The organism is Desulforapulum autotrophicum HRM2 (genome assembly GCF_000020365.1).
GTDB classification, from domain to species: domain Bacteria; phylum Desulfobacterota; class Desulfobacteria; order Desulfobacterales; family Desulfobacteraceae; genus Desulforapulum; species Desulforapulum autotrophicum.
The window spans coordinates 4,682,601-4,698,906 of the sequence record NC_012108.1 but is presented as its reverse complement, the minus strand read 5'-3'; the positions used below and the strand labels follow the sequence as shown (position 1 = coordinate 4,698,906).

At 51.4% G+C, this 16,306-nt stretch carries 12 protein-coding genes; 8 read left to right on the top strand and 4 right to left on the bottom strand.

Going from position 1 to position 16,306, the window contains the following annotated elements; genetic code table 11:
• Positions 1-249: 249 nt before the first annotated feature.
• Both HRM2_RS20625 and HRM2_RS20620 read left to right on the top strand, forming a co-directional pair.
• Complete coding sequence (locus HRM2_RS20625; RefSeq protein ID WP_041274201.1) at positions 250-2,121, top strand: PAS domain-containing sensor histidine kinase; 1,872 nt, start codon at positions 250-252, stop codon at positions 2,119-2,121.
• On the top strand, positions 2,121-3,488 hold the full coding sequence (locus HRM2_RS20620) for a sigma-54-dependent transcriptional regulator (RefSeq protein WP_015905971.1): 1,368 nt from the start codon (positions 2,121-2,123) through the stop codon (positions 3,486-3,488). Before HRM2_RS20625 ends, HRM2_RS20620 begins: the two co-directional genes overlap by 1 nt.
• 38 nt (positions 3,489-3,526) lie before the next feature.
• On the opposite strand, the gene HRM2_RS20615 is transcribed toward HRM2_RS20620, so the two are convergent.
• Together HRM2_RS20615 and HRM2_RS20610 are read right to left on the bottom strand one after the other, a co-directional pair.
• Complete coding sequence (locus HRM2_RS20615) at positions 3,527-5,179, bottom strand: AMP-binding protein (protein WP_015905970.1); 1,653 nt, start codon at positions 5,177-5,179, stop codon at positions 3,527-3,529.
• Positions 5,180-5,191: 12 nt separating this feature from the next.
• Positions 5,192-5,761, bottom strand: a complete 570-nt coding sequence (locus HRM2_RS20610) for a cupin domain-containing protein (RefSeq protein ID WP_015905969.1) — start codon at positions 5,759-5,761, stop codon at positions 5,192-5,194.
• A 356-nt stretch (positions 5,762-6,117) separates the two neighbouring features.
• On the opposite strand from HRM2_RS20610, the gene HRM2_RS20605 reads away from it, so the two are divergent.
• The 5 genes from HRM2_RS20605 to HRM2_RS20585 all read left to right on the top strand — a co-directional run bounded on the left by HRM2_RS20605 (position 6,118) and on the right by HRM2_RS20585 (position 11,886).
• Complete coding sequence (locus tag HRM2_RS20605) at positions 6,118-7,671, top strand: IS1380-like element ISDau2 family transposase (protein ID WP_015904912.1); 1,554 nt, start codon at positions 6,118-6,120, stop codon at positions 7,669-7,671.
• A gap of 435 nt (positions 7,672-8,106) precedes the next feature.
• Positions 8,107-8,970, top strand: a complete 864-nt coding sequence (locus HRM2_RS20600; RefSeq protein WP_015905968.1) for a 4Fe-4S dicluster domain-containing protein — start codon at positions 8,107-8,109, stop codon at positions 8,968-8,970.
• 207 nt (positions 8,971-9,177) lie between these two features.
• On the top strand, positions 9,178-10,032 hold the full coding sequence (locus HRM2_RS20595) for an ABC transporter substrate-binding protein (protein WP_083776665.1): 855 nt from the start codon (positions 9,178-9,180) through the stop codon (positions 10,030-10,032).
• A 1-nt stretch (position 10,033) separates the two neighbouring features.
• Entirely contained in the window at positions 10,034-11,056 is a 1,023-nt protein-coding gene (locus HRM2_RS20590) for a FecCD family ABC transporter permease (RefSeq protein WP_232364091.1), read from the top strand.
• Positions 11,053-11,886 carry an ABC transporter ATP-binding protein gene (locus HRM2_RS20585; RefSeq protein WP_015905965.1) on the top strand — a complete coding sequence of 278 codons (834 nt, stop codon included), beginning with the start codon at positions 11,053-11,055 and terminating at the stop codon, positions 11,884-11,886. The genes HRM2_RS20590 and HRM2_RS20585 overlap by 4 nt, the downstream gene beginning before the upstream one ends.
• A gap of 43 nt (positions 11,887-11,929) precedes the next feature.
• On the opposite strand, the gene HRM2_RS20580 is transcribed toward HRM2_RS20585, so the two are convergent.
• Together HRM2_RS20580 and HRM2_RS20575 are read right to left on the bottom strand one after the other, a co-directional pair.
• Positions 11,930-13,084 (bottom strand): DUF362 domain-containing protein, encoded by a 1,155-nt coding sequence (locus tag HRM2_RS20580; protein WP_015905964.1) that lies wholly within the window; start codon positions 13,082-13,084, stop codon positions 11,930-11,932.
• On the bottom strand, positions 13,081-14,466 hold the full coding sequence (locus tag HRM2_RS20575) for a sigma-54 interaction domain-containing protein (protein ID WP_015905963.1): 1,386 nt from the start codon (positions 14,464-14,466) through the stop codon (positions 13,081-13,083). Before HRM2_RS20575 ends, HRM2_RS20580 begins: the two co-directional genes overlap by 4 nt.
• A gap of 453 nt (positions 14,467-14,919) precedes the next feature.
• Between HRM2_RS20575 and HRM2_RS20570 the strand changes: the two genes are divergently transcribed.
• Positions 14,920-16,302, top strand: coding sequence for a tetrathionate reductase family octaheme c-type cytochrome (locus HRM2_RS20570; RefSeq protein WP_015905962.1), 1,383 nt, complete (start codon positions 14,920-14,922; stop codon positions 16,300-16,302).
• Positions 16,303-16,306 lie beyond the last annotated feature (4 nt).

Sequence of the window (16,306 nt, the reverse complement as noted above, 5' to 3'; positions counted from 1 at the left end):
GGATTAACTTCCTGAAATATAATGCAAAATACATTTTTTCCTTTGTGGTGTGACTGAATCGTGATACATGGGTATCGGGTATTTTGTATCCAGTACGGTGTCCTCACATGGGTATAAAATACCCGGCTCCCCGGGTGGTCAATGGTGAAACTCCGGGTGTGTCGGCCCGGGCACCATAATTGCTTGGTAAATTGGGGAGAACAAGGAAAAATTAAGAACAAACCTATGGATTTTACGCGAGATGGGCCAATGACAGAACCCAAAAAGAGAACAACGGGAATCTCCCCTTTTATAATCATGGGGGCAATTCTTGTGCTGATGTCCATTTTTATGCTTATGGCCATGGACAACATCAAGGAACACGACGCCAGGATTGTTGAAAAGCTGACGGCAAAGGGAACCTTTCTTATCAGGGCCTTTGAGGCCGGCACCCGCACGGGTATGATGACGATGAGATGGCGGGCAGCAAGGGTCCAGAACCTGTTGACTGAAACGGCCTTTCAGCCGGAAGTGAAATATCTGATGATCATAACCGGGGATGGAAAGATTCTGGCCCACAGTGATCCTGAAAAAATTGGCACCTTTTATGGGAAAATGCCCGATGTGGACCCCCTGGGTGACGGTACGGCCATTTTTCACCGGGAAGTTTTTTCTGGGGAAGGGGACAAGACCTTTGAGGTATTTAAGGTGTTCACCCCGGCAAAGCGGTTTCATCGTCCAGGGCCGGGGGGGCGCATGGGCAGGCGGAGGACAGCCGGGGCTGTTCAAGGCCTTTTTCTGACCCGGGAATCACAGCCTGAAACAGGTACAGCTCCAGAAATCCCGGGTCCGGCATCATCAAAAAAGGTCCACGCCAGCCACCAACCGGCAGAGGGTGACTGGTTCAGTTCCCATTTCTCCAGGTGTCCTGAACAATGCCGGGATTCGGGTCCACAGATTATCATTGCAGGCCTTGATATGACCGGCGCCGCGTCAGGGAAAAGAGCCTATATTAACCATGTTATCATCAATGGTGCCGTTCTCTTTCTCATGGCAAGTGCTGGTATTGTTGGCCTTTTTATGCTCCAGGGATACCGGTCCACCCGGTCGTCGCTTTCCAGGGTCATGGCCTTTTCAAACAGGCTGGTCGAAACCATGCCCGCAGGCTTGATTGCCGTGGATCTTAACCTTGAAATCACTTCCTGGAACCGGGAAGCCATGGTGATTCTCGGGGAAAAAGATAAGCCGGTCCTGCCGGTGGCGCTGGTTGAAATGGCCGCAATCATGGAAGAAAAAAATCAAAAAATCTCAAGGGAGCTTGCCTTTCCTTCCCTGTCCGGTGGTTCTCTGGTCCTGGATGTGGTTGCTTCACCCATCCGGGATGACGGACAAGGGGCATCAGGCTATCTTTTTTTGTTCAGGGATCTGACCGAGCTTACGGCGTTAAAGCAGGAGGTGGAAAGGAGTCGTCGCCTTGCTGCCGTTGGTAAGCTTGCCGCAGGTGTGGCCCATGAAATTCGAAATCCCTTGAGCTCCATCAAGGGATTTGCCACCTATTTCAGGGAGCGGTATAAGGGCGTTGCCGAGGACAGGGAGACGGCCGATATCATGATCCACGAGGTCGAACGGCTCAACCGGGCCATTACCCAGTTGCTTGAATTTGCAAAGCCCGTGCCCGTGGTTGCCCGAAAGGTGGATGTTAAGGACCTTGTGGCCCATTCGTTAAAGCTTGTGGAGAACGACCTTGCCGCCAGGGGAATAGGGGTTGAAAAAACGATCCCCAGGGATCAAAAAGAGGTGACAATTGATCCAGACAGGCTCAACCAGATTCTTTTAAACCTCTACCTCAACGCCATCCAGGCCATGGACAACGGTGGCACCCTCGGGGTAAAGGTGACCACGGAAAAGGGGTGTTTGTTTGTTGAGGTGAGCGATACCGGGTCTGGCATTGCCGTGTCGGATATGGAAAAAATATTTGACCCCTATTATACCACAAGGGCCAGGGGTACGGGGCTGGGGCTTGCCATGGTACACCGAAACCTTGAGACCATGGGCGCTGACATCAGGGTGGAAAGCAGGGAGGGGCATGGAACGACCTTTTTTCTTAAGATTCCCTGCCTGGACACTGGGGAGACAGAATAATGGATTGCAGAAACAGGATACTGGTTGTGGATGATGATCTGGGTCACAGGACCATGCTCAGGACACTGATGACCGGGTGGGGCTATGAGGTGACTGTGGCCGATGATGGGACAACTGGAGTTGATGCGGTAAAATCAGCCCCCTTTGACATGGTGCTCATGGACATGAAGATGATCACCATGTCGGGCATGGAGGCCCTTGAGGAGATTCACGGATTTAATCCGTCATTGCCGGTGATCATCATGACGGCCTATTCGTCGGTTGAAACAGCCGTTACCGCGTTAAAACGTGGAGCGGTTGACTATCTGACAAAACCCCTTGATTTTGAAAAGCTCAAGTTGACCCTTGCCCGCATGGTCGAGACCCTCTGCCTGAAACAGGAGAATCTCACCCTCAGGCAGAGCCTTGGCAAACAGTTCAACCGGGAGAATATCATCGGCAACAGCCCGGCCATGCTCGCCTTGCTTGAAACGGTTGAGATGGTGGCGCCGTCGGAGGCCAATATTCTTATTTATGGCGAATCGGGAACGGGCAAGGAGCTCATTGCCGGGGCCCTTCACCAGAATTCCACAAGAAGAGTGCACCCCTTTGTCCGGATCAACTGTGCCGCCATCACTGAGACTCTGCTGGAATCCGAGCTGTTTGGCCACGAGCGGGGGGCCTTTACCGGGGCTGACCGGCGAAGAAAGGGCAGCTTTCTTGCCGCAGACAGGGGCAGTATCCTTCTGGATGAGATCGGCGAGATGAATCAGGCCATGCAGGCCAAGCTGTTGCGGGTGCTCCAGGAACGGGAGGTGACTCCGGTTGGCAGCGAAACCCCTGTTCCCGTTGATGTGAGGGTCATGGCATCGACCAACCGGGATCTGGCCCGGATGGTCGAACAGGGGCATTTCAGGCAGGATCTCTTCTTCCGGCTCAACGTGGTCGGTATCGAGATTCCGCCCCTCAGGGCCCGCAGCCAGGATGTGCCGGTGCTTGCCCTGCATTTCTTAAGACTGTTTGCCGAAAAAAACAACCGTGACATCAGGGGGTTTACCCCCGAGGCCATGGACGCCATGATCCATTACCCCTGGCCGGGCAATGTAAGGGAACTGATGAACTCGGTGGAGCGGGGTGTGGTTCTGGCACGGTCGGACTATCTGAACCTGAACGACCTGCCGTTTATTCGACAGGGACAGGTCATGAATACAGGGTGGTCCGGGGAAAATCCATCTGCGGGTGTGGATCGTCCCCTGGCCGAGATCGAGCAGGAAGCCGTGTTAAAGACCCTTGCCTCGGCCGACAACAACAAGAGTGAAGCGGCCAGGCGCCTGGGCATTACCCGGAAAACGCTTCTTAAAAAACTGCGGCTTTACGGCGAAGCGTAATCCAGGAGCGTTGCCTGATTGGGCAACGCCCTTGATTCCTATCGTCGTTCCGGCCAGATTTCAGTGGCAAGTTCGGATAGCTTGAATTTTTGAATCTTGCCGCTGGCCGTCATGGGATAACCCTCGACCATGGTGACGTAGCGGGGGATCTTGTACCGGCTGATCTTGCCCCTGCAAAAATCCATGACATCGCTCTCATCAAGTAAGGTGCCCTCCTTGAGCACGATAAAGGCGCCCACCTCCTCCCCATATTTTTCACTGGGAACGGCTGCTACCTGGACATCCTTGATCTCGTCCATTCGGTAGAGAAACTCTTCGATCTCCCTGGGATAGATGTTTTCCCCGCCCCGGATGATCATGTCCTTGTGGCGACCTGTGATTGACAGGTATCCGTCCTTGTCCATGATGCCAAGGTCCCCAGAGTGGAGCCAGCCTTTGGTGTCAATGGCATCGGCCGTGGCCTGGGGATTGTTGTAGTAGCCCTTCATGACATTGTACCCCCTGCAGCACACCTCGCCCTGAATTCCCGGGGCAAGGGTTTCGCCCGTGTCAATGTCGATTATTTTTACCTCAATGTGGGGCAGAGCCTGGCCAACGGTTTCAACTCTCTTTCTTAAATCGTCGTTAATGCGGGTGTAGGTCATGACAGGGCTTGCCTCGGTCAGTCCATAGCAGATGGTGATATCCGTCATGTTCATTTTTTCAATTACCTGCTCCATTACATGGACCGGGCAGTTGGAGCCTGCCATGATACCCGTTCTAAGGGTTGAAAAATCGAACTTTTTGAACATGGGATGGTCAAGCACGGCAATGAACATGGTGGGCACCCCGTACAGGGCCGTGCATCGTTCCTGTTCCACCGAGGCCATGATCAAGAGCGGGTCAAAACCCTCAAGTATCACCATGGCTGTGCCGTGGGTCACGGCGGCAAGCACCCCGAGTACACAGCCAAAGCAGTGAAACAGGGGTACGGGCAGGCAGAGGCGGTCGTTCTCTGAAAATCGCTGGTTCTCTCCGATCCAGAACCCGTTGTTGCCGATGTTGTAGTGGGTGAGCATCACCCCCTTGGGAAACCCGGTTGTGCCCGAGGTGTACTGCATGTTTACCACGTCGTGGCAATCCAGGGTCGCCTGTCTTTCAAGGTATTGATCGTCGGATACCATGGTGCCCAGGGCCCGGATTTCGGGGATCGAGTACATGCCTCTGTGCTTTTCCTGGCCCAGAAAGCAGACGCGTTTGAGGCAGGGGTAGCTGGGTGATGACAGGTGTCCCCGCTGCTGGGTTTTGAGCTCGGGCACAAGTTCGTACAGGGTGTTGACGTAATCGGTATCCTGGAATCCGTCGATGATAAATAGATTCTCCGTATCAGACTGCTTCAGCAGATAGTCAAGCTCGGCAAGCTTGTAGTTGGTGTTGACCGTGAGAAGCACGGCACCGATTTTTGCCGTTGCAAACTGAAGTGTGACCCAGAAGGGGATGTTCGTTGCCCATACCGCAACCTTTTCTCCCTTTTTAATGCCCAGGGCCATAAGACCCTTTGCAACCTCGTCCACAAGGTTTGAAAATTCACGATAGGTGAGTCTGAAATCCCTGTCAATATAGACAAGGATTTCGTTGTCTGGATATCGTTCAACGGTTCGGTCCAATATCTGGCCCAGGGTGTGTTCCTCGAGGGTGGTGGTGTTGGTCATGGTTGTCTCCCCTTACTCTGGTATGTAAATGACCGCATGGATTTCGGCCTTTTCGCTGCCTGCGCAGCTTACGTAATGGGGAACTACGGAATTGTAATAGACGCTGTCTCCGGGGTTGAGCAGGTAGGTCTCTTTGCCGTAGATGATCTCAACGCACCCCGTGACCACGGCGATGAACTCCTCGCCCTCGTGGGAGGAAAGTTCCTTGGTTTTGGCCGATTCCGGCAGGATTTCAACAAAAAAAGGTTCCATGTGACGGTCAGTCTTGCCCTTGCCAAGGGAGTAGAAGTTAAGGGCAGCAGGTTTGCCCTTGCCTCCAAGGACGCTGAAGGCAGCCTCACGCTCGGATCGTCTGACAATAAAGGGGTCATCGCTCTCCTGGTCGTCCAGAAAGGTGCCAAGCCTCACGCCAAGGGCCCTGGCAATTTTCATGAGCGGCCCCAGGGGAGGGTAAACATTTTCGTTGAGCATGGTGTCGAGAAACTCCTGCTTGAGCCCTGTCAGACCTGCAAGGGCTGCAAGGTCCATCTCACGTTTATCCATGAAATAGCGGATGCGTCGGCTTACCTTTCCTTTTTCCATTGTCGTTCGTGTCTCCTTGAATAAGATTAGACCTTAAAAAAGATTAAAGGGGTCTCTTATATAATGGAAACAGGGGGTTTGTCAAAATAAAGCGCAGGAAAAAGCAACTGGGTTGCCGGAACAACCTGTGGTGGGCAATCATATTGGGGGTATAGGCTGATATAAACAAGGATTTGAGATTCGTTTTAATTTGATGAAATTTTTTGATAGACCCCCGGCCGTTTTTCCTAGGCCGATTTGAAATGCAACCCCAATCCACCACCTAAAAAAAAGAAAAACCCCGTTGCGCTTGATGGTTCAAGCAGATAGAGTCTTTGTGCGAACAAAAAACTATCATCAACGGGGTGAAACAAGTTATGACACAAGGCGTGCTTCCATTCAAGTATGAAGAAGAAAAAACTCAGACCGGCATGACCGCATTGGCTGGCCTGCCCGTCTATCTCGACTTGGCCAAAGTAATCGGGTTGTCCAAATCCATCCAAAAACATCTGAAGGTAAGAAAGAACTCGCAAGGCTGGACTGATTCCCAGATGGTTTTATCTTTGGTGCTGCTCAATCTTGCCGGAGGAGACTGTGTTGATGATTTAAAGATACTGGAGGCGGATGAAGGGTTCTGCCAAATATTGCGGAAATCAGAAACGCATGGTTTGAGTCGTAAGGTTCGCCGAACTATAGAGAGTAGGTGGCGGAAGGAAAAAAAACGTTCTGTGCCGTCCCCGTCAGCTGTCTTCAGGTATTTGTCCAAATTTCATGATGCTGAACAGGAGGATGCCCGAAAGAAGTCAGATGTTAAAGCATTTATCCCCGCCGCTAATGACTTCCTGAAGGGGTTTGGAAAGATTAATAAAGATATGATCGCTGGCTTGAATACAGTAAGCGTCGAGACAACGGCCACCTTGGACATGGATGCCACCCTGGCTCAAACCATGAAAGAGACAGCTTCTTATTGTTATAAAGGGTTCAAGGCTTACCAACCTTTCAACACATGGTGGTTTGAGCAAGGAATTATTCTTCACACAGAATTCCGGGACGGTAACGTGCCCGCTGGTTATGAACAGTTAAGGGTTTTTAAGGAAGCCTTGGACTGTCTTCCGAGCAATGTGGAAAAGGTGAAGCTCCGTTCAGATACTGCTGCTTACCAGCACGATCTTTTACGGTACTGTGAAAAAGGTGAAAATAAACGATTTGGTAGAATCGAATTTGCCATCGGCTGTAATGTGACTAAGGCATTCAAAATAGCGGTAGCTCAAGTGCCAGATGCCCAATGGCAGCCGATCTATAAAAGGGAGAAAGGTTTACAGTTAAAAACCGGTAGCGAGTGGGCCGAAGTGTGCTTTGTTCCCAACGAACTGTGCTATAGCAAAGATGCTCCGGTATACAGGTATCTTGCCAAACGGCAGCGCCTGGTTGAACAACAACCTTTGCCCGGTATGAATGATGATAAACAGCTTAAGCTTCCCTTCCCGACAATGGAAATGGATGAAAGCCGATACAAGGTATTTGGTGTCGTTACCAATATCAAATATACACAGATGAACGGGGAGAATGTGATCCACTGGCTTCATGAACGATGCGGTAAGAGTGAAGAGGTTCATGCGGTGATGAAAGACGATCTGGCCGGTGGAAAAATGCCATCATCTGACTTTGGTACAAATGCTGCGTGGTGGTGGATCATGATAATTGCCTTAAACCTGAATGTGATGATGAAAAATCTGGCGTTGGCTCCTTCGATGAAGACGAAACGGATGAAGGCCATCAGGTTTTCACTTGTCAATATCCCGGGGAGAGTAGTTAAACGATCCCGTACTCTGTTTTTGCGTTTATCTAAAGGGCACCCATCTTACGATCTCTTGGTTGAGGCGCGCAGAAAAATTGCAATGCTTTTCGGTTCATGGGCACCATCTGGATAACTATATGACAAAGGTACACACTAAAAATCTAATTTTTCCGGTCCGCCAAGGGATATCTATACCCAAAATTTGCCCAGATCAGAGGGACGGCCACAAAAAGACCAAGCCCCCACCGGAATAAGCTCCAGCCGCGAAAAAAAATTCCCCGAATCGTTTTTGGAGGGGTATAAAAAAAATAGGCGGTGGATTTAGGGCAAAGTGTCGTTGCAAAAAAATCAGGAACAGGTTATCCTAAAGTCCTCAAACAGCCTGCGCTTCTTAACGCTTGAAAGGGCAAAAATCCTATTCCCTTTGGCTTACAATTTTCCGGTCAGGGAAATCAAAGAGGGCTCGAAAGTTGAGACTTTCACAATGACTTTTTGACAGTTGTTTTTTATAAAAAAAATCTTCCAAAATATGGTATAGTCTCCAAATCCAATAATGAGGGAAAAAAATATGACCAATCCAATAAGCGTTCAAGGGCAAAATCCGTCGATTGATGGGGATAGCTCTTTTTATCCCCCCGATGCAGACGCCCTATCCACCCAATGTTACGCCTGCGGCATCTGTACCTCCTCCTGCCCAATCTCCCTGGTGCCCGAAGGCCTTGATCCAAGGCGAATCGTTCGTCTTGCAAATCTTGGTGGCCTTTGTCTTGACCGGGTTGGATCGTCCATCTGGCATTGCCTTGACTGCCGCCGTTGCGGCAATCTTTGCCCCAACAGTGTGAAACCCTGGCTCCTTATCGCCAATCTGCAGCGAAGGGCCGTGGCTGAACATAGGGTTTCAATGCAGACTGTGACGCGCATTCACCAGCTTAAGCAGGAGTTGGTGACGGTTCTTTCCAACGCCTTGTCCATGGCAGATCCTCCCCTGTTTGATGCGCTTTTTCAGCAGTGGGATCAATGGGCCTGCCCGCCTGAAGTATCGCCAAAAACCCGGGAAGCTGTGGGGATAAAACCCCTTAAGCGATCACTCTCCCACACAATGAACCATTCCCTTTGCATGACCTGCCGGGAGTGTTCCAGTGCCTGCCCCCTAACGGTTTCCACAGCTGATTTTGATCCCCTTTATTTCATCCGGTGCTATGTTTTGGGTGTTTCTCCAGAAAGGGCTTCCCTGTGGAGTTGCCTTGGGTGTGAAAGCTGCAGTCAGGCCTGTTCCCAGTCGGTTCAGGGTCATCTTGTGATCAAAGCTCTCCAGATGGAACAGGAAGGGTTCTTCAGCGTTCCGTTCCAGATCAGGATTAACACAACCCGGGAACAGGTGTTTCGTGCCTATGTCTCCAGGGTAGACGCCCTGGTGGCCGGGGATATTTAAGTGCATGGGTGCTCTTTCTATTTCAGAAATTGTAAAAAAATGTTAAACAGAGATTTTTGTCTGCCATAACAGGAAATTGTTTCCCATGGAGAGGATCTTTAGGAGCGTTATCATGAAAACCGCAACAGTTGAAACAGGTGTGCCCACTTGAAATCCGCCCCATGTGAAGTCGGATGGTGGGTTGGGCTGGTTGTGGCGGTTGGGATAATGCTGTTTAATCCCCCCTCCGGCGCTTGTACGGATACCCGAACGGCCGTGGACCAGGTGGGTAGAACGGTTACCTTTCCTGCTCACCCTGAACGGGTCATCTCCCTTGCCCCGAGTATTACCGAGATCGTATTTGCCATTGATCGTGGAGAGTGCCTTAAAGGGGCAACCGTTTACAGTGACTATCCCGAATCTGCAAGGAGGATTCCAAGGGTTGGTTCCTATGTCCACCTGGACCTTGAAAAGATCGTGGCTCTGGAGCCGGATCTTTGCATTGCCGTTAAAGATGGAAATCCCAAGCAGACGGCGGACAGGCTTTCGGACCTCGGTATTCCCGTTTATGCCGTTAACCCGGTTGACCTTGATTCTGTTATCACGACGGTGACATTGATTGGTTCGCTTTTGAATGCCGAGACCCGTGCTGCCCAAGTGGTCAATGACATGGAGACAAGGGTCAGACGGGTAGAGGCCCTTGTGGCAACCACAACGGTCAGGCCAAGGGTGTTTTTTCAGATCGGGATTTCCCCCATTGTTTCTGCCGGCCGGGATACCTTTATCCACGGGCTCATTGAGCGGGCAGGCGGGATTAACCTTGCCGCTGCCGCTGTTGCCTATCCCAGGTTCTCACGGGAGCAGTTTCTTGGTCTTGCCCCGGATATTATTATCATTACCTCCATGGCAAGGGCCGAAGTGTTTGAACGGGTAAAAAAAGAGTGGGAGAGCTGGTCTGGTCTTCCTGCAGTCAAGAACAACCAGGTGCACATCGTGGATTCTAATCTCCTTGATAGGCCCACACCAAGGATGGTCGAGGGGCTTGAACTATTGGTCCGGCTGATCCATCCGGAGCTTTTTTAGGATGGAAATGAGGGATCCATCCACGGAAAAATCCATTGTCCTGCGTATCTTCTGGGTCTGCCTGGTGCTGGTCGTGTTTCTTGCCGCCTCCATGTTTCTTGGCCTTGGCATTGGATCCACGTCCCGGGATCTGACAGGTGTCTGGAACCTGATCTTTTCAGGGGATTCCGGTGATTCAACCATGGCCGCCATCATCTGGCGCATCCGGTTCCCAAGGGTCCTCATGGCCATGATGGCAGGTGCTGTTCTTTCAACCGGGGGGCTGGTGTTCCAGGCTCTGTTAAGAAATCCCCTGGCTGAGCCTTACATCCTAGGCATTTCAGGCGGTTCAGCCATTGGGGCCATTATCGGCATCATCCTCGGTCTTTCAAGGTTCCCCGGCGTCGGCATCACCGCCTTTGCCGGGGCCATGGTTACCCTGGTACTGGTGGTCATCATGTCAACGGGCAATGCCTCGTTGAAAAAGGATTCCATGCTGCTTTCCGGGGTGGTCGTCAATGCCTTTTGCTCGGCTGTGATCATGTTTCTCATCTCTCTGACCCAGAACAACAAGATCCACAGCATCATGTTCTGGCTCATGGGGGATCTTTCCTCGTCTGATCTTGACCAGGCCGCCATTCTTGCACTCTGTATTGTTCCCTGCTTTGCTGTTATTTTTGTTCTTTCCCATGCCATGAATCTTCTGCTCATGGGCAGGGAGATGGCCCACTCCATGGGGGTCAATGTGGGTACTGTCACAGGGGTGCTGCTTGTTACATCCTCGTTCATGGTGAGTGCCACCGTCTGTCACTGCGGTCTTATGGGGTTTGTGGGCCTTGTGGTTCCCCACATTTTCCGCCTTGCCCTGGGACCGGACCACAGGGTTCTGGTGCCCGCCTGCATCCTCGGAGGTGGTTCCTATATGGTGATGTGTGATCTTCTGGCACGGTGGATTCCCCGCCAGGGAGAGATTCCAGTTGGGGTAATCACGGCAATGATCGGGGCGCCGCTTTTTATCATGCTTCTCAAGAGGGGAAAAAATTGACCCGGGGGCCCGCCTTATCCATTCGACACCTCTCCCACGCCTATGGAAAGGTCAAAGTGCTTGAGGATTTGTCGTTTGACGTGGAAAGGGGTGCCTTCTTTACCATTATCGGGCCCAACGGGTCGGGTAAATCCACCCTCATGCGCCTTGTCTCAGGGGTTTTAACCCATGGTAAGGGCGAGATTAAAATTGCTGACCGATCATTGAAAACTTACTCGGGGCGTGGCCTTGCCAGAAAAATTGCCTATGTGCCCCAGACCGTGTCCCAGTCATTTCCCTTTACCGTGGAGGAGCTGGTACTGCTCGGTCGTTCGCCCCACCAGGGCATACTAGGTATGAATACCCGGCAGGATTATGATGCAGCACACCAGGCCATGGGGTTCACCAATGTGGATCACCTGGGCCAGAGGACCCTTGATCAGATCAGCGGTGGTGAGCGTCAGCGGGTGTTCATCGCCCGGGCCATCTGCCAGGATCCTGAGATTATGCTCCTGGACGAACCCGCCTCAGCCCTTGACCTTGCCCACCAGGTAATGCTCATGGATCTCATGGATCAACTCAAGCGGGAGACGGGAATCACCATTGTCATGGTCTCCCACGACATCAACCTGGCTGCCATGTATTCGGATCATATGGTCCTGCTGGCCGGGGGAAGGGTGGTCAAAAAGGGAGCACCCGGCAAGGTTCTGGATCCGTCGATCCTGGAGGAAATCTTTGGGTGCCCGTTTCTGGTGGATCTCAACCCCCTGGGCAATGTGCCGAGGATATTTCCAATCCCTGGCAGATTCAGGACCCCGGTTAAGGGCTTTGCACCGACAAAAGACCAGTAATTTTCATTATGGTTGCATCTTTCCCAGGCAGATACCTGGTCCATCAATGTCCTTGATTTTCGGGAACTTCTTTTTTCCAGGTCAAAGATTTTAGTTTCACAAGTTCATAGGTCCTTGTGCCAAGGCCGATGGTCTCGGCGTAGTCGAGCTGGATCTCCCAGTCCACATCGGGATATAACCCCCGGAATTTGTCTTCGCCAGGTTCCCGGTTGTGTTTGAGGCGGGTGTTGGCGAATGCCTGCTGCTGATTGACAAGATCCACGGATGCCTGGTCAATGGCAACGGGGTCAGTGGAGGCGACAATGCCGATGTCCCTGACAATGGGGGCGTCGTTGTAGGGCAGGCAGTCGCAGGCCGGCGAGATGTCTGTGATAAAGTTGATAAACAGCGTCTTGTCCTCTTTGCCCGAAATAACGCCCTTGGTATACTCCATCATTTTTTCAAGGAACACCGGGATGGTCTGGTTCCAACGTATGTTCACCGAACCCGTGGGGCAGCGGATGATGCATTCGCCGCACCCGATACACACCTCCGGGTTGATGGTCGCCTTATCGTCTTCCAGGGTGATGGCTTTGACCGGGCAGTTGTCGACACAGGCGCCGCATCCAATGCACGTCTTTCGCTTGATTTTTGGGCTTACCGTTGAATGCTGGTCAAGTTTGCCTTTTCTTGAGGCGCAGCCCATGCCCAGGTTTTTGAGGGTGCCGCCAAAGCCTGAAAGCTCATGGCCCTTGAAATGGGCAACGGAAACAAGGGCATCGGCCGCAACGATCTCTTTGCCGATGTGGACCTCGCTGCAGTGCTTTAAGCCCACCTGGACGCTGGTTTCACTTTTTCCCCTGAGTCCGTCGGCAATGATAATGGGGGTGCTGTCCATGCTAGAATAGCTGAACCCATTGGCAATGGCCGTTGTGATATGGGAGACCGAGTCGCTCCGGGTGCCGGCATAGAGGGTGTTGGCGTCTGTAAGAAAGGGAATAGCCCCCCTTTCTCTGATGGCTCTGGCGATTCGCCGGACGAATGGCGGGCGGATAAAGGCCGTGTTGCCCATCTCTCCAAAGTGGAGCTTTACGGCGGTGAGGTCATTTTTGTCAAGGATGCCATCAAGGCCGGCTGTGGCCATGAGCCTTGCCAGTTTTTCCAAAAGATTTTCCCTTGAGTTTGCCTTGAAGTCGGTAAAATAGACGGTTGCCGTCATTTGTTTTCTCCTTTTAATGGTATCTCCCATTTTTTCATGTATTTCCAGATGGCAGTTCTGCTTTTTCCCATGCGCCTTGCCACCTCGGCTTTGTTCCAGTCGCACTGGTTTAACAGTTCCAGCAGGGCCTCCCGGGTAAGGTTTCTGGCTGGGTTTGTCCTAGGGGTGGTTTCAACCGTCTGGTGGGTATGGTTTCTGATTTCAACGGGAAGGTCCCTGAGATCTATCTGGTCGGCCCGGCAGAGGACAAAGGCGTGTTCAATGGCATTCTCAAGCTCCCTTACATTCCCGGGCCAGGGGTATTCCAGGAGGGCGCGCAAGCCTTCCTGACTGATTTTTTTGATCTTTCTTTTTTCCCTTTTGTTACCCTTGTCAATGAAGTGGCTAACCAGGAGGGGAATATCTTCCCGCCGTTCCCGAAGGGGGGGGATGGTTATGGGAAATACCTTAAGCCGATAAAACAGGTCTTCCCTGAACTTTCCCATGTTGGTCAGATCCACCAGGTTCTGGTGGGTGGCTGCAATGATCCGGATATCAATTTTTCTCTGCTTGGATTCGCCCACCCGTTCTATTTCCCGCTCCTGGATCACCCGTAGAAGTTTTACCTGGATGTAGGGGGTCAGCTCTCCAATTTCATCCAGAAAAATGGTGCCGTGGTGGGCCTGTTCAAACCTGCCCATGCGATCCTTGTGGGCACCGGTAAAGGCTCCTTTGCTGTGTCCAAATAATTCGCTTTCAAGCAGGGTTTCAGACAGGGCGCTGCAGTTCACCGTTACAAGGGGGGCGTCGGCGTTGAAACCATTGTAGTGGATGGCCATGGCAACAAGTTCTTTTCCGGTGCCACTCTCTCCCTGGATCAGGATGTTTGCCCTGCTTTCAGATGCCATCTGGATGGCCTTGAAAACTTCCTGCATCCGGGCACTTTTGCCGATGATGTTTCCCAGGCGGAATGTTTCCCCAAGCCGGCGTTCTGCCTCGGCTATTTTTTTGCGAATGGTGTTGAGTTCAGTCAGGTCGGCCAGGCTTTCCACCACTCCGACAACTATCCCCTCCTTGTCTTTGATTGCCCGTGCTGTTTTTATGACAGAGATTAGATGACCGTTTTTATGCTTGACCAGGCACTCCTTGGGACCTGTGTTTCGTTTTTCAAGCACCCCGCAGTAGTTGATGTTTGCCGGGCATTTTTTCCCAAAACAGCGGCTGCACTGGAGAAGGCTGCAGGTTTTTCCCAGGGCCTCACGGCTCGTATAGCCGCTGATGCCTTCCATTGCCTTGTTCCATGAGGTGATTTCGCCGGATAGGTTCATGGTAAACAGTCCGTTGGCCATGGTGTCAATGATCTGGTTTAAAAATCCAGCATCCCACAGATGTTGTTTTTTCATGGCGCTCCTTGGGTACATGGAATAAAATTCGATAACGATAATTTTTATCCTATGATAACGTTACCCCTGTTGTCAATTTTTTTACCCGCTGTCAATGGACCTTTATGACCTTTGATTCAACAACTGCAAGGAATTATTTTTCTGTTTCATCCGGATTCGGGCAGGGGCGGAACAATGGTTGTGCGTTACCTTTGGGCTGTTTTAACGTTACCCCATGGGCGAAGCTTCCCTGGCCAGGTCATTTTTTGTGTGTAGGATTTTTTTTAAATCAGGTTTAAACCCGGGCCTGCATGGAACAGGGTTGTTTTTTGTTAAAAAAAATTGCAAATGGCACGGGTTCTGCTATTGTGCTAATCTGTTATTGGTTTATGATCATAATTTAACGGATGCTGTTTTTAAATCGGGTCGGTAAATCCCATTGAAATGTCCTGGAACGGTTTTAAAGGAGGAATAATGGTTGGAAAAATTTGTTTTGCAGTTGTTTTTTTCATGTTCAGCGGTTTGTCCCATGCCATGGAAGATCATTCTATTTTGATGGAAAAGGCCCATGGCAGTGCCCGGGAGATCACTCTTCAATGCCTGGAATGCCATGCAGCCCAGGGCGAGGATTTTGTCAAGACGGCCCACTGGCTCTGGAAGGGGGGAACCGCTTTTTTAGAAGGCCGTGAACGAGGAGCACAACTTGGCAAGATAAATCTGATGAACGACTACTGAGTGGGTATTGAATCTAATTGGTGCGGGTGCACCAAATGTCATGCCGGTTACGGGTGGAAGGATGAGACTTTTGATTTTACGGATATGGCCAATGTGGACTGTCTGGTTTGCCATGATACCACGGGCCGCTATTCCAAAAAGAAAAATACTTGTGGGTATCCAGACAAGGATATTGATCTGGCAGAGATTGCTCAAAAAGTGGGCCCTCCTGGACGGGGTAACTGTGGTGCCTGTCACTGGTATGGTGGTGGTGGGGATAATTTCAAGCATGGGGATTTAAGCAGTGAATTGCTCAATCCTTCAAGGTCCTTTGATGTCCACATGGGAGGAGAGGATTTTTCCTGCCAGGAATGCCACACCACAGATCACCATCGGATCTCGGGCAGCAGCACCACCTCAGCCGTGAGTGAGGGCAGTGTGTCATGCACGGATTGCCATGATGAATCACCCCATGATGACGTGTCTCCGCTGTTGAACCAGCTGAACCGTCACTGTGAATCCATTGCCTGTCAGACCTGCCATATTCCCACCTTTGCACGTAAAAAGTTTACACTGACATCCAGGGATCCCTCCAAAGGGGTTGGGGAAAATAAGATCCTTGAACAGAGTGAAAACAAGGTAGTGATGCAGGGAAAAATGGGCATCACTGTAAAGGAGAAGGCTTTGCGTCCCACCTATGCCTGGTACAATGGGAAACACCGCAGGTATCTCAAGGGAGACGTTATAACTGCAAGCGGCGTTACTGCGCTTAATCCCCCGGTGGGAAGCATCAAAGACCCATTGGCAAAGATCACCCCCTACAAGATGATGAAGGGCCGGCAGCTTATGGATCCTGAAAATCGAACCCTTGTTGTTCCCCATTTAACGGGCAAGGACGGTTTTTTTGCCACGGGAGACTGGAAATCGGCGGCAGAAAAGGGTATGAAGGCTGCAAAGCTTCCCTTTAGCGGCAAAGTTGACTTTGCTGAGACGTCAATGTACTGGCGTCTGAACCATGGGGTGGTTCCCAAGGAGGAATCCCTGTCCTGCCTGGATTGCCACAGCCCTTCAGGGGTGATGGATTTCAAGGCCCTGGGGTATAAACAGGATCCGGCCGGCGGTGGTGCCCGGTTTGCCAAATAGGCGA

What these genes read in the sequence shown, in the direction of transcription:
- HRM2_RS20600 (WP_015905968.1), top strand. Translation starts at nt 8,107, where the DNA reads ATGACCAATCCAATAAGCGTTCAAGGGCAAAATCCGTCGATTGATGGG.
- HRM2_RS20590 (WP_232364091.1), top strand. Translation starts at nt 10,034, where the DNA reads ATGGAAATGAGGGATCCATCCACGGAAAAATCCATTGTCCTGCGTATC.
- HRM2_RS20580 (WP_015905964.1), bottom strand. Translation starts at nt 13,084, where the DNA reads ATGACGGCAACCGTCTATTTTACCGACTTCAAGGCAAACTCAAGGGAA.
- HRM2_RS20615 (WP_015905970.1), bottom strand. Translation starts at nt 5,179, where the DNA reads ATGACCAACACCACCACCCTCGAGGAACACACCCTGGGCCAGATATTG.
- HRM2_RS20625 (WP_041274201.1), top strand. Translation starts at nt 250, where the DNA reads ATGACAGAACCCAAAAAGAGAACAACGGGAATCTCCCCTTTTATAATC.
- HRM2_RS20595 (WP_083776665.1), top strand. Translation starts at nt 9,178, where the DNA reads ATGCTGTTTAATCCCCCCTCCGGCGCTTGTACGGATACCCGAACGGCC.
- HRM2_RS20610 (WP_015905969.1), bottom strand. Translation starts at nt 5,761, where the DNA reads ATGGAAAAAGGAAAGGTAAGCCGACGCATCCGCTATTTCATGGATAAA.
- HRM2_RS20605 (WP_015904912.1), top strand. Translation starts at nt 6,118, where the DNA reads ATGACACAAGGCGTGCTTCCATTCAAGTATGAAGAAGAAAAAACTCAG.
- HRM2_RS20575 (WP_015905963.1), bottom strand. Translation starts at nt 14,466, where the DNA reads ATGAAAAAACAACATCTGTGGGATGCTGGATTTTTAAACCAGATCATT.
- HRM2_RS20620 (WP_015905971.1), top strand. Translation starts at nt 2,121, where the DNA reads ATGGATTGCAGAAACAGGATACTGGTTGTGGATGATGATCTGGGTCAC.